We start from the raw sequence: 12,801 nt of genomic DNA, 5'->3' as shown, positions 1-12,801 counted from the left end.
CGGCCCTGTGGGCGCCAGGCCATGGAACCGGTCGAGGAGCTTGTCCGGGAACTCAAGCATGACGGCGCTCCGTCAGGGTGGTGAGTGCACGGATCAGCGTACGGCGCAGCAGTGCAGATTTGAATTTGTTGTGTGTCTGCGGCCGAGCGCCGTCCGCAGCGTTCTCAACCGCCGACTCGAACGTGGCCGCGTCGGCCGGCCGGCCGGCCAACGCCCGCTCGACGCCCGTCAGCCGCCACGGCTTGGTCGCCATCCCACCGACGGCGATCCTGGCCTGCCTGATGACGCCTCGGCGCAGGTCGAGCGCCACCGCTGCCGAGGCAAGGGCGAACTCGTACGACTGCCGGTCCCGGATCTTCACGTAGAGGGAACGCGCCGCCCACTCAGAACGCGGAACCGTGATCCCGGTTATCAGTTCGCCCGGCTGAAGAACCGTCTCGATATGCGGCGTGCTGCCGGGAAGGGTGTAGAACTCGTCGAGTGCGACCGTGCGGGCACCCTGAGCAGAGGTCAGGTGCACCTCAGTGCCGAGGGCCACCAGCGCGACCGCGAGGTCGCTCGGGTTCGTCGCAATACAGGCATCGCTCGTACCGAGAATCGCATGGCCGCGGTTGAACCCGGTCAGAGCCGAACAGCCGCTGCCCGGCTGTCGCTTGTTGCACGCCGTCGTGACGTCACGGAAGTACCCGCACCGGGTCCGCTGCAACAGATTGCCGCCGATGCTCGCCATGTTGCGCAGCTGGCCCGACGCGCTCAGCTCCAACGCCTCGGCAACCACCGGGTACGCCTCACGCACCGAACGATGCGCCGCGACGTCGCTCATGCGCTCGAGCGCACCGATGTGCAGGCCCTCCCGATTCAGCGTGATACCACGCAGCGGCAGCTGATTGATGTCCAGCACTCGCCCCGGACGCATGACATCAAGCTTCATCAGGTCGACAAGGGTGGTGCCCCCGGCAAGGAACGCCGCATCCTCGCCGGCACCGGCGAGCGCGTCGCGAACGGAAACCGGCTTGTTGTAGACGTATGCCCGCATCAGCGCATCACCTTCTGTGCGTCCTTGATCGCCCGGACGATGGCCGGATAGCAACTGCACCGGCAGATGTTGCCGGACATGCGTTCGCGGATCTCGTCGTCGGAGCCCGCGCCACTCTCGTGGACCATCCCGACAGCCGACATGATCTGTCCGGGTGTGCAGAAGCCGCACTGCAGGCCGTCACGTTCGACGAATGCCTGCTGCATCGGGTGCAGCCGGTCACCGCTGGACAGCCCCTCGATGGTGGTGACCTCGCATTTGTCGGTCGAGGCCATCAATGTCAGGCAGGACAGCACGCGTCGTCCGTCAACATGGACGGTGCAGGCGCCGCACTGTCCGCGATCGCAACCTTTTTTCGTACCGGTGAGCTCCAGTCGTTCGCGCAGCGTATCGAGCAGGGTGACACGCGGGTCGACCTGTACCGTCTTCATCTCTCCGTTGATTTTGACGCGCACTGTCACGTCAGGAACGCTCACCGACTCTTCGGCGGGGATCGACCCCGCGTCTGCGGCTCTGGCCAGCAAGGGCGCCGCTACCGCGACGGCGGCACCGCTGCCCAGAACGGTTCGGCGGGACACCCCGGAGCTGCTGCGCTCCGCATCATCGCTGTGACTCATCGACTCTCCCCGGGTCTGGCGGTCGGCGGATCAAACTCCGACCAACCCTGGACCAGCAGGCCGACGCCAGCCAGGACCTACCGATCCGAGGTTGAGGGTGGACGGCCGCTCGCATGAGCCGGATCCGGATCGTTCACCACGACGAGCTCCGTCCAGCGGGGCACGAACCGTTCCGACGCTCGAAGGGCCCCGGACGCCGCCCGGCCCTTGAGGTGGATCGACAATCCGTGGATAACCTCGGCCGGCATCGGTAGAACGGTTCACGACCGCATTCGGGAGGAACCGGTCCTGAAGCGTCGACCCGCAATCACCGCATCCTCAGCACTCGAGTGCTTGCAGACGCCATCAACCGGAGCCGGGATCATTTAGGGACGGCACATGACTACGACTCACCGAAGGTTCCTCTACGCGGCGTACGGGTTCCTGCTTCTCACCGGCGTTCTGCACTTTTTCATCGACGTCGTCCATCAGTATCTCGGTGGCCACCGCGCCCCGGGCCCCGCAACGACCTATTACTACGGCCTGCATTCGGCCTATTCCTTGGGACAAGTCATCTTCGCGCTCGTTGCCCTCATGGTGATCCGCAGCGGATGGGATCTGATGAGCAGGGTACCCGGTCAGGCACTCGGCTTCCTGGCCGTCGCCGGCTGGTTCGCCATCTGCGTCCTGTTCGTCGAGTACCTACCGCCGAGGATCAACCTCGGGATCGCCTTCGCTCTCCTGGTGGCTGCGGCGGCGACCGCGCGGACTTCCGTACGCCCCGGGAATTGATCCCGCAGCGTGCACGTAACACCTGCTGGTCGCCTTCTGAGCCGAGTGGGCGACACTGGCGGCCCGACGAGCGACGGTCGCCAGTCCCGAGCCGGACGACGACCTTCCGGCCACGGCGATCTCGCTCCATCCCAGCGTCCGAAGACGCTCGCCGCAGAGGGCGGTCAAGCGACCACCTCTACCCGGATCCCGGCCGGTGACATCGGCCGGCGTGCCACAAAACACCCACCGGCACCGTCTTACTTCCGTACCCGCAACCCTCTCTAAGGATGCCCGATGCGCTTCAAACGACTTCTGATCGCTGGGGCGGCGCTGGCCGCCGCGCTGGCCACGGCCTCTCCGGCCGCCGCTATCAGCGGCGGTGAGCAGGCCGCGCCCGGTGAGTTCCCGTGGATGGTCCGGCTCCTGCCGGTGGGTTGCGGCGGGACCCTCATCCACCCGCAACTGGTGCTGACCGCCCAGCATTGCGTCGATGAGCAGCCAGGCGACAGCTTCACCATCGTCTCCGGCGTCGTCGACCTCGAGGATCCGCGGCGGACGATCACCAGGTCCACCGCCATCATCGGTGGCACCGAGTGGTGGGACGGACCGGACTGGGCGGTGATCAAGCTGGAGCAGCCGCTCGACGTGCCCACTCTGCGGCTCGCCACCAAGCCCGGGCCGCTACGGACACTGACCGTGGTCGGCTGGGGCAGGCAGAGCTGGGAGGGCCCCCAGGAAACTCTGCTGCGCAAGGTGAAGCTGCCGGTTCTGCCGGACGAGGGGTGTTTCGACGACCCCTGGTGGGACGAGCACCCCGAGTACCCCAGGTCGATGATCTGCGCGAAGTCGGTGGACCAGAAGAGTCACTGCGGCGGCGACTCCGGTGGGCCGGCCCTGCACCGGCTTCCCAGCGGCGTCTGGGAGCAGGTCGGCATCGTGAGCTCGGGCTCCGACTGCGACTGGGACGCCGGCGAGGAGCCGACTCCCACCTACACCGACGTCGCCTACTTCAACCAGAGCATCCGGCGCGCCGCCCACCAACTGCTCTCCAACTCCAACTGACAGCCCACCCCACAGTGGTAGCCCGGCCGCGCATCCGGCAGTCACCACCATTGACGTCCTCTCCGGCGGCCGGGCGATGCTAGGGCTCGGCGCCGCCTGGTACGACCGGGAACACCGGGGCCTCGGGGTGCCCTATCCGGTGACGGCCGAACGGTTCGAACGGCTCGAGGAGACGCTGCGGATCGTGCAACAGATGTGGGGCGAGGACGACGGTCCCACCGGCACCCACTATCAGCTCGCCGAAACCATCAACGTGCCCCAGCCGCTGCAGAGGCCACGGCCCCCGATCCTCATCGGCGGCGGCGGTGAACAGAAGACGCTGCGATTGGTTGCGCGGTACGCCGACGCCTGCAACATCTTCGCGTTGGGCCACGACGTCGTGAAGCACAAGCTGGACGTGCTCGCCCGGCATTGCGAGGACGCTGGCCGTGACTACTCGACGATTCAGAAGACGACTTCGGCGGTCCCGATCCGCTGGCCGACACCGACGCCTTCCTGACCGAGATGGAACGCTACGCCGCGATCGGCGTCAGCCACGTACAGCTTGCGCCCTCCACGTCCGACCCGGCCGGCTTCGCGGCACAGCTGGGCGAGCGAGTCATTCCGCGGCTCGCCTCGGTCGGCATGTGACCCGTCCATTCTCGGGCCGATCGGCACTCCGCGGTCAACCACATCGCTGAGCCCACGACGGACCAGGCAGGACCGGTGGGTCCCTCAGTGGGGGATCGGCGATCCGAGGCTGACAAGGCCCTGAATCCGCCTGCCGGAGCCTTCCAGTATTGGCTTGCACGCCGACCCGCACACATAAGCCGCACTCCCGAGGAGGCCACCATGGCACGCACCCACAACCTCACCATCCCCGAGCTTTCCGGCAAGCGCGCCCTCGTTACCGGCGCCAGCGACGGGATCGGGTTCGTCATCGCCACCCGCCTCGCCGGGGCGGGCGCCGAAGTGGTCATGCCGGTCCGCAATCCGGCGAAGGGCGCCACGGCCGCCGACCGGATCCGCGGGCTCGTACGCAACGCGAAGATCGTCACTCGCGCCCTGGACCTGTCGTCCCTCGACTCGGTGGGCAAGCTCGTGAACGAGCTCGTCAGCGAGGGCCGGCCGATCAACATCATGATCAACAATGCCGGGGTGATGCGGCCGACCAGCCGCCTGGTCACCAAGGACGGCTTCGAGCTGCAGCTGGGTACGAACCATCTCGGTCACTTCGCGCTCACCCAGGGACTCATGCCCCTGCTCAAGCAGGGCAGGGCCAGGGTCACGCACCAGTCGAGCGTCGCCGCCCGCAGCGGAGGGATCCACTGGGAGGACCCCAACTGGGAGAAGAGTTACGACGTCATGAAGGCGTACAGCCAGTCCAAGATCGCCGTCGGCTTGTTCGCACGCGAACTCGACGCCCGCAGCCGGGCGGGCGGGTGGGACATCACCAGCAACCTCTCGCACCCCGGTATCTCCCCGACCAACCTGCTCGCCGCCCAACCCGGACTGGGCCGCCCGAAGGACACCGGCAACATCCGTGCGATCCGGTTCCTGTCCCGTATCGGCCTGGCGGGGACACCGGACTCGGCGGCGCTGCCGGCGCTGCTGGCCGCGACCGGCCCCACCGCCAAGGGCGACCAGTTCTACGGCCCCACCGGCCTCGGCAACATCAGCGGCGCGCCCGGGCAGCAGGAACTCTGGCCTCCGCTGCGCGACATGGACGACGCCCGCATGCTCTGGGAAATGTCGGAACGGCTGATCGGCGTGCGATACCCGGCCTGATTCCGGAGAAAGGGCGCCGGTCACTTCCGACCTCACGCTCGACGAACGCGATCATCTGTTGCTCCTCGCGGGGCACCGACCGGCCCCGCGAGACGGCGTCAGCGACCACATCAGTCCCGGCATGCTCCGCGTTCCCGAACGCGGAGCATGCCGGCGCGTGGTGTGAAGAAGCAGTCTTCCAGCAACCGGTCGGCGTGAAGTTCTCGTCTCATGCAGCCGAAACCATGCCGCCGGCAACCACTTCCAGCGGGTCCTCTCCTCCGAGGAAAACGCCGGACCGCGGCTCCCGCATGTTTTGCGACCAGCACAAAGAAGGTCCGCCACTGCTTGCTGAAGCATGTGGCGGCCGCGGGCGGAGATTCCTGTGACGCTAACCATTCGTTACTTCGCCGGGGCACGGGCGGCCGCGGGCGGAGTCCGGAGCGAGCCCGTCGCGGCTGAGACTCTGAAGGAACTGAAGCAGCTGCTGGCAGACCGCCACGGCGAGCAACTGAGCGTGGTACTGGAGGCGGCCAGCTTCCTGGTCGACGGTCTGATCTGCCACGACCATGCGGCGCTCCTTCCCGCCGAAGCCACGATCGATGTCCTTCCGCCTTTCGCCGGCGGCTGAGTTCCGCGTTCACGCCGGCAGGCGAGTGAGGGCCGGCGGAGGCGCCCGACGATCGGGTGCCCAATTCCGCTCGTTCCTGACCGCGGAGATGGTTCCCCAGGGTGTTCCGCGTCGGTGGGCCCCGTCAGGGACAGTTGACCCACTCATCGCTGCCATCGACGAACACCTGCCGCTTCCAGATCGGCAGCCGCGCCTTGATCTCGTCGACCAACCGTGCGCAGGCCGCGAACGCAGCCGCCCGGTGCGCCGTACTCACCGCGGCAACCAGCGCCGCATCGCCGATCGTCAGCGTGCCCACGCGGTGCGAAACAGCGACGGCGTGGACATCAGGATCCGCCACAATCTCCGCAGCGACCTCGCGCAGCACCCGGGCGGCCGTCGGGTGGTTCTCGTACTCGAGGAGGGTCACGCCACGTTCTTGATCGTGGTCACGCACCACTCCCTGAAACGAGACGACAGCGCCGGCCCCCGCGTCTGCCACAGCCTTCTCGTGGGGCCACCAGGAACCGGGCCGACAGGTGGTTCCCGCGGGACGGCAGAAGTCGTCGCGGCCGTGTTTGCCGCATACCAGGGCAGTCGGCCCCGGCTCGGGTGACGGACTAGCCTCGGCGTGGGCGCGGCTGAGGCTGCCTACAGGTTTCCTCGGCCGGGTCGGTCAGCGGAAAGAGACGCTCGCGAGACGTTCCAGGGTGCTCCAGTACTCCGCTCCCAGTCGAGGGTCCCGGGCGTTCTCCGGGACGATCGTCACTCCCGGGAGACCCCTGAGCCCTTGGAGTTCCTTCGGGCCGTAGTAGCCCCCGCCGGTGGCCTGCGGCGACGTCGCGGCATACAGGAGCGGGAGGGCGCCCTGGGCCGGGTCCTGCCACATCATCGGGATGTATCGCCACCGGAAGCCCTCAGAGCTGTCCAGCCCGGGCCCATCCACAACGATGCTGGTGCGAGCGACACCGGGGTGTGCTGCGATGCTGGTGATCCGCCAGCCGGCTGCTTTGCTGCGGCGTTCGAACTCGAGGGCGAGCAGGAGGTCGCCGAGCTTGCTGTCGTCGTATGCGCGCACGTAGTCGTACCCTCGCTCCTTCTGAAGGTCGTCGAAGTTGATCGCACCACTGTGACCACGCGAGCTGGACATCCAGACGATTCGGGGTTCGCTGCCCTTCTGCAGAAGCGGTAGTAGTCGCGCAGTCAACGCGAACGGGCCGAGCGCGTTGGTGGCGAAGACCCGCTCGAAGCCGTCGGCACTCACTTCACGATTGGCGCGCCCCATGACACCGGCACTGTTGATCAATAGGTCCAGACGATCCCCTGAATCGCGCATGCGCGCGGCGAACGCACTGATCGACGCCAGATTCGCCAGATCCAGCGTCTCGAATCGCACACGTGCCGCGGGTGCCGCCGCCTGAATGCGCCGAACTGCTTCCGCGCCGCGCGCAGCATTGCGTGAAGCGATCGTCACGTCCGCGCCCGCGACGGCCAGCGCAAGCGCTTGGTGATAACCCAGCCCACTCCGGCCGTCCTGCGGATAGCCGTTCGCTCCGGTCACGACCACTCGCCGGCCGTTCTGCGGCGGGATGTCCGCGGTGGTCCAATCCGGGATCTCCGCTCCGGGTGAGGTCAGCCTGCCCACACCGAAGCCGGCCGCACCGACCGCACCGGCCGAGACGCCGAGCACGGACAGCCGCAAAATCGAACGCCGGGAGAACTTCCGGCCCATAGTCGTACGCGGTTCAGCGTTCTCGTTGACGCCCTTGTTCTCGCGCGGTTCAAATTGCCCATCATCCAGCGTCGTAGACACCATTACCTCGCAAAGTAGCAATTGATCTCGGTAGCGCTCGAACTGTAGCCAAATAAAGGGGAGAAAAGGTAGGACCATGAAGGCCACCTACGGCGTTCCCCTATTGCATCTGCGCGGCAGCGGATAGCAGACAGCGGTCAATAGGAATGCGATGCTGCGAGACGGGTCGGGTAATCTGCCCTCGGCGAACGGAAACCGCCGGGAGTGATCAGCGGCCGCGCAACGGTGCCGAAACCCTGTCCCGGCACCGTTGCGCGGCGTTCACGGCAGCAGCTTGTCCAGGGTGATGGGGAGGTCGTGGCGGCGGATGCCGGTGGCGTTGTGGATGGCGTTGCCGATCGCGGCGGCCGAGCCGACCGTGCCCAGCTCTCCCAGCCCGCGGGTGCCGAGGGCGCCGACGTTGGGGTCCGGACGGCTGAGCAGGTGCACGTCGATGTCCGGGATGTCGGCGTTCACGGGCACCATGTAGTCCGCCATGTTCGACGCGGCCAGACGGCCGGTCTCGATCTCCAGAGGGTTCTCCTCCAGCAGGGCCTGGCCGATGCCGAAGATGACGCCGCCGATGATCTGGCTGCGGGCGGCCTGGGCGTTGACGACCCGCCCGGCGTCGACCACCGTGGTGAAGCGCGTGACACGCGGCTCCCTGGTGAAGCGGTTGACGCGGACCTCGCAGAAGTGGGCGCCGAAGCTGTGGAACTCGTACCGGGCGGTCACCTCAGGAGCAAGCGCCGTCTGCCGGTCCACGACCAGGCTCTTACGGCCGAGAGCGGCCAGAAAACGCCCGAAGGTCATCGAACGGCCCGCCCCGCGCAGCCTCCCGTCGACGTAGGTGACGTCGGCGACGTCGGCGCCGTACCACGGTGAGGCCTGCTCGGACACCGCAAGCCGCCGGAGCTCGGCGATCGCCCCCTCGGCGGCGGCCACGACCGACGGCACAGTGCTGGAGGTCGCCATGGAACCGGCGGCGACCGCGCCCGGCGGCAGCCAGGAGTCACCGAGGCGCGGAGTCACCTTCGCCATCGGAATGCCGAGCTGGTCGGCCCCGACGATGGCCAGCATGGTGAGCGCACCGGTACCCATGTCGCTGGTCGCGGTGGACACCACCGCGGTGTCGTCGTCGCGCAGGTCCACACTGGCGTTGACCGCCATGCGGTTACCGGGGTAGATGGCGGTGGCCATCCCCATGCCGATCAGCCAGTCGCCGTCGACCCGGCTGCCGGGTTCGGCCCGGCGAGCCGACCAGCCGAAACGCCGCGCGCCGATGCGGTAACACTCGTCGAGGTGTTTGCTCGAGAACGCCTTGCCCGTACCGGGACTCGCGGCGGCGTAGTTGCGCAGCCGCACCTCGACCGGGTCGACTCCGGTCTTGACGGCGATCTCATCCATCAGGGTCTCCAGCGCGAACGCGCCGGGCGCCTCGTTGGGACCCCGCATCGCCCACGTCGGCGGCATGTCCAGCGGGACGAACCGCTGACGGATGTGCAGGTTGGGGGTCTTGTAGAGCGAGTCGGTGGTATCGGTCGCGGGCAGCATCGGCCATCCGCCGACGGCCGGCAGCTCGGCGTCGCTCTCGTGGCTCACCGCCTGGAGAACGCCGGTGCGGGAGGCTCCCAGGCGGACCGTGTGGTCGATCTGACCGCGGTGCCCGACCATGGTGAACACCTGCTCGCGGGTCATCACCAGCTTCACCGGACGGCCCAGCTGGTAGGCGGCGCCGACGGCGAGGATCGAGTCGTTCCACGAGCGCACCCGGCTGCCGAAGCCACCGCCGGTGTAGGTACAGATCACATGCACCGCCTGCAGCGGCAGGCCCAGCCGATCCGAGAGCAGTAGTGCGGCCATCATCGGGGACTGGGAGCCGGTCCAGACGGTCACCTCGGTCTTCTCATCGTTCCATTGGGCGATGGAGGCGTGCGGCTCCATCGCGACATGGTGCTGGACGGGCTGGTGGAAGGTGCCCTCCACGATCACGTCGCTGGCGGCCAGGGCCGTGTCGATCGAGTCGACGCCCGGCGCGAGCACAGTGACGTTGGCCGGTCCCACGTTCGGCGGCAGGGGCGGCTGCACGCCGGGGCTGTGCGCCTCCACCGAGATCCTCGGGGTCGCGGACTCGTAGGTTGTGGTGATCAGCGCCGCGGCATCACGCGCCTGCTCGAAGGTCTCGGCGACGACCATGGCGATGGCCTGCCCGCGATACCGGATCTCACGGTCCTGCAGGGGCAGGTAGTTCTCCACCACCAGCGCCTGGGAACCGGGCCGCGGTGGCTTGAAGCCGAGGTTTCGGTCCGGGTTGAACACGGCGAGGACCCCGGGTGCGGCCGCCGCCGCCGCGGTGTCCATCTGCAGGATCCGGCCCTTCGCGATCGTGCTGGTGACGACGTACGCGTACGCGTACCTGATATCGGTGATCGGATAGTCCGCCGCGTACTGCGCCGCACCGGTCACCTTCGACCGGCCGTCGACGCGGTCGATCTCACGGCCGAGGGGTGAGACAGGCATGCATGACTCCTGACTGTTGACAGTTGCTTCGAACCGCGCCGCTGGCGGTCGAACGTCCAGGCGCCCGTCCACTCTCGCTGTCGGCATCGACGGGTTACCAGGGTTCATCAGTCCGTGGATCAGCCACGGGTCGTGGCGCTCAGGCGCTGCGGTACGCCGACGGGCGTACCCGGTGGATACCGACCACCAGCCCGCCGTCGCCGCCGGGCGCCGGCACGTCGCACCGTGGCGGAAGTCCAGCGCATCGGTGCGGCAGGCCCGGTCGCGGGGGCACGGACGGCGTGGTCGGCGGTGACGGTCAGGCCGAGACCGGCGGCCACCAGCAGACCGGCCATCCCCAGCTGTACGGCGGCGGCGCGGCCGAACAGGCGACGGTCGGGCTCCCGGGCGCGCATGGGTCAGGCCGCCGGGGAGACGGTCAGCAGCGGCGCGCACATCTCGTCGGCGGTGCCCTCGCCCCAGACGACGTAGCGTGGCGGGAGGTCGCGCAGCTGGGGCAGCTGCTGCCGCAGGCGGGCGTCGAAGACGCAGGTGGTGCGCAACGTGTCGCCGGGCTGCAGCGTCACCGGTTCCGGGAGGATGTGCAGCGCCTGGTCGTCGAAGTCGAAGGCAGGGACGTCAAGCAGCATCCGGGCGTGCGGCGTACCCGGGTTGAGCTCCACCGAGATGGAGCGGCCCAGCAGATGCATGTGCCCGCGGGCGGCGTGCACGGTCATCCCGGCGGGCGCCGGGGAGTCGCAGGTCTGCCGGTTGCCGGGGCGCGGCGCGGCGTAGCCGCACCGGCGCACCAGCCAGTCGGAGATGGCGCCGGTCCCGGTGCCGAAGCGCTCGGTCACGTCGGCCATCGCGGCGGCCCGGTCGCACAGGGGCCCGGACTCGCCGGCCACGCACGGCAGCTCGACGGGCGCCGACAGCGGCACGGTGTCCAACGGTACGGTCTGCGCCGTACCGTCGGTCTGCCGGAGCCGGACGCTCGACCGGTCGGTCACCGCGCTTCGGCCGCCGGCGCCGTGCAGGTTGTAGTGGATCTGCAAAACGAGCAGGCTGCCGGGCTCGAGGGGATAGCCCATGTCGCCGTCGAGCAGCGTCTCGGTGCCGCCGGGCGTCCAGGTGTCCACCCACGTCGCGGTGCTCACTGCGCCGTCCATGCCGAAGCAGGTCCACCCCTCCCCCGGCGCCCGCGCGTCCTGCTCGCGGACCGTGGGCGCGTCCTGCGGCGGGACCGCGAACGTGATCGCGTGGTGGGCGATCGACGCGTCCTGCGGCTGGAACTGCACCCCGGTCAGGAAGACGCGCTCGGTCACGCCCGGGTCGACGATCAGGCAGCGGTAGTCGTCGTCACCGCCGTTGGGCGGGGCGGGCGAGTACGTACCGGGCATGCGCAGCTGCACGAACCGCTCCCCGGCGCGCAGCGGTGCCGTCGAGGCGTCCACCGTGGGGTGGACGTGGTCCGGGCGCGCCGGTGGTTCACCGGCGCCAGGGTCTGTGCAGGCCGTGACTGTGGAGATCGTCAGGAGTGCTGCCGCGGCGGCGGCCGGTAAGCGTCGCACAAGGGGTTCCCTTCTGGGCCGGGTCAGCCGCCGATCGCGGACATGGGCCGGGCGGGCTGCAGGAATGTGGGATCGTCGATGCCGTGGCCGGCGCGTTTGCGGCTCATCGCGGACCGCCAGGCCTCGGCGAGGCGGTCGTCGCCGGCGCCGTCGCGCAGCAGCGTCCGCAGGTCGCTCTCCCGGGTGGCGAACAGGCAGTCGCGCACCTGCCCGTCGGCGGTGAGCCGGGTGCGGTCGCAGTCGCCGCAGAACGGCCTGGTCACGCTCGCGATCACGCCGACCCGGGCGGGTTGCCCGGCGGCGTCGGCGTGCCCGGGCACGAGCCAGGTCTCGGCCGGTGCGGCGCCGCGCGCGACCGGGTCGGGCGCCAGCCCGAAGGAGTGCAGCGAGGCCAGGATCTCGTCGGCGGTGACCATCGTGTGCCGGTCCCAGCGGTGCTGGGCGTCGAGCGGCATCTGCTCGATGAATCGCAGCTGATAGCCGTTGTCCAGCGCGAAGCGCAGCAGTGCCGGCGCCTCGTCGTCGTTGACGCCGCGCATCAGCACCGCGTTGATCTTCACGGGGGTCAGGCCGGCCGCCGCGGCTGCGGCCAGGCCGGCGAGCACGTCGCCGAGCCGGTCGCGCCGGGTCAGCGTGCGGAACCGGGCCTCGTCGAGGGCGTCCAGCGATACGTTGACCCGGTCCAGCCCGGCGTCGCGCAGCGGGCCGGCGAGCCGGTCGAGCCCGATGCCGTTGGTGGTCAGCCCCAGTGTGGGGCGCGGCCGGAGCCCGGCCGCCGCCTGCACGATTCCGGTCAGCCCGCGCCGGAGCAGCGGTTCACCGCCGGTGAACCGGATCTCCCGGATGCCGAGCCGTTCGACCGCGACGCGCAGCAAACGGTTCACCTCGTCGTCGGTCAGCTGCTGCTCGCGCGGCAGCCAGGCCAGGCCCTCCTCCGGCATGCAGTAGGTGCAGCGCAGGTTGCACAGGTCGGTCAACGAGACCCGCAGATCGGTTGCCACCCGCCCGAAGCGGTCGACGAGCGGTTCCACCATCGCGTATCTCCTTCTCTCGGCGCGATGGCCATTGTGTTCGGCCGATATCCGCCGCAGCCACGGTCTGTCTGTCCCACTCTC

The 12,801-nt window shown here is 69.0% G+C and carries 14 protein-coding genes; 6 read left to right on the top strand and 8 right to left on the bottom strand.

The annotated features are described in order from the left end of the window. Positions 1-52: 52 nt before the first annotated feature. Both AC0NH5_RS10560 and AC0NH5_RS10555 read right to left on the bottom strand, forming a co-directional pair. Positions 53-1,036, bottom strand: coding sequence for an FAD binding domain-containing protein (locus AC0NH5_RS10560; RefSeq protein WP_474402415.1), 984 nt, complete (start codon positions 1,034-1,036; stop codon positions 53-55). Continuing rightward, positions 1,036-1,512: a (2Fe-2S)-binding protein gene (locus tag AC0NH5_RS10555; RefSeq protein ID WP_474402936.1), complete on the bottom strand. Its 477-nt coding sequence runs from the start codon at positions 1,510-1,512 to the stop codon at positions 1,036-1,038. Before AC0NH5_RS10555 ends, AC0NH5_RS10560 begins: the two co-directional genes overlap by 1 nt. 519 nt (positions 1,513-2,031) lie before the next feature. Between AC0NH5_RS10555 and AC0NH5_RS10550 the strand changes: the two genes are divergently transcribed. The 6 genes from AC0NH5_RS10550 to AC0NH5_RS10525 all read left to right on the top strand — a co-directional run bounded on the left by AC0NH5_RS10550 (position 2,032) and on the right by AC0NH5_RS10525 (position 5,845). After that, a complete protein-coding gene (locus AC0NH5_RS10550) occupies positions 2,032-2,424 on the top strand; it encodes a hypothetical protein (protein ID WP_474402414.1) in 393 nt (130 codons plus the stop codon). A gap of 276 nt (positions 2,425-2,700) precedes the next feature. After that, the gene (locus AC0NH5_RS10545) at positions 2,701-3,468 is read left to right on the top strand and encodes a S1 family peptidase (protein ID WP_474402413.1); all 768 of its coding nucleotides are present in this window, start codon (positions 2,701-2,703) and stop codon (positions 3,466-3,468) included. 76 nt (positions 3,469-3,544) lie between these two features. Further along, positions 3,545-3,967, top strand: a complete 423-nt coding sequence (locus AC0NH5_RS10540; protein WP_474402412.1) for an LLM class flavin-dependent oxidoreductase — start codon at positions 3,545-3,547, stop codon at positions 3,965-3,967. A 5-nt stretch (positions 3,968-3,972) separates the two neighbouring features. Beyond that, a complete protein-coding gene (locus AC0NH5_RS10535; RefSeq protein ID WP_474402411.1) occupies positions 3,973-4,098 on the top strand; it encodes a hypothetical protein in 126 nt (41 codons plus the stop codon). 201 nt (positions 4,099-4,299) lie between these two features. Continuing rightward, on the top strand, positions 4,300-5,235 hold the full coding sequence (locus tag AC0NH5_RS10530) for an SDR family oxidoreductase (protein WP_474402410.1): 936 nt from the start codon (positions 4,300-4,302) through the stop codon (positions 5,233-5,235). Positions 5,236-5,572: 337 nt separating this feature from the next. Further along, positions 5,573-5,845, top strand: coding sequence for a MoaD/ThiS family protein (locus AC0NH5_RS10525; RefSeq protein WP_474402409.1), 273 nt, complete (start codon positions 5,573-5,575; stop codon positions 5,843-5,845). Between the two features lie 124 nt (positions 5,846-5,969). Here AC0NH5_RS10525 and AC0NH5_RS10520 read toward each other — a convergent pair whose 3' ends face one another. The 6 genes from AC0NH5_RS10520 to moaA form a co-directional block, all read right to left on the bottom strand. Continuing rightward, positions 5,970-6,326, bottom strand: coding sequence for a molybdenum cofactor biosynthesis protein MoaE (locus AC0NH5_RS10520; protein ID WP_474402408.1), 357 nt, complete (start codon positions 6,324-6,326; stop codon positions 5,970-5,972). 174 nt (positions 6,327-6,500) lie between these two features. Beyond that, positions 6,501-7,715, bottom strand: a complete 1,215-nt coding sequence (locus AC0NH5_RS10515; protein WP_474402933.1) for an oxidoreductase — start codon at positions 7,713-7,715, stop codon at positions 6,501-6,503. Positions 7,716-7,898: 183 nt separating this feature from the next. Further along, positions 7,899-10,136 carry a xanthine dehydrogenase family protein molybdopterin-binding subunit gene (locus AC0NH5_RS10510; RefSeq protein ID WP_474402407.1) on the bottom strand — a complete coding sequence of 746 codons (2,238 nt, stop codon included), beginning with the start codon at positions 10,134-10,136 and terminating at the stop codon, positions 7,899-7,901. A gap of 119 nt (positions 10,137-10,255) precedes the next feature. Beyond that, on the bottom strand, positions 10,256-10,531 hold the full coding sequence (locus AC0NH5_RS10505) for a hypothetical protein (RefSeq protein WP_474402406.1): 276 nt from the start codon (positions 10,529-10,531) through the stop codon (positions 10,256-10,258). Positions 10,532-10,534: 3 nt separating this feature from the next. Next, positions 10,535-11,686, bottom strand: coding sequence for a monooxygenase (locus AC0NH5_RS10500; RefSeq protein ID WP_474402405.1), 1,152 nt, complete (start codon positions 11,684-11,686; stop codon positions 10,535-10,537). Between the two features lie 23 nt (positions 11,687-11,709). Further along, a complete protein-coding gene (moaA, locus tag AC0NH5_RS10495; protein WP_474402404.1) occupies positions 11,710-12,720 on the bottom strand; it encodes a GTP 3',8-cyclase MoaA in 1,011 nt (336 codons plus the stop codon). Positions 12,721-12,801 lie beyond the last annotated feature (81 nt).

Source organism: Actinoplanes sp. 13 (assembly GCF_056134165.1).
Note: the sequence above shows the minus strand (reverse complement) of the source record. Positions and strands in the feature narration are given on the sequence as shown.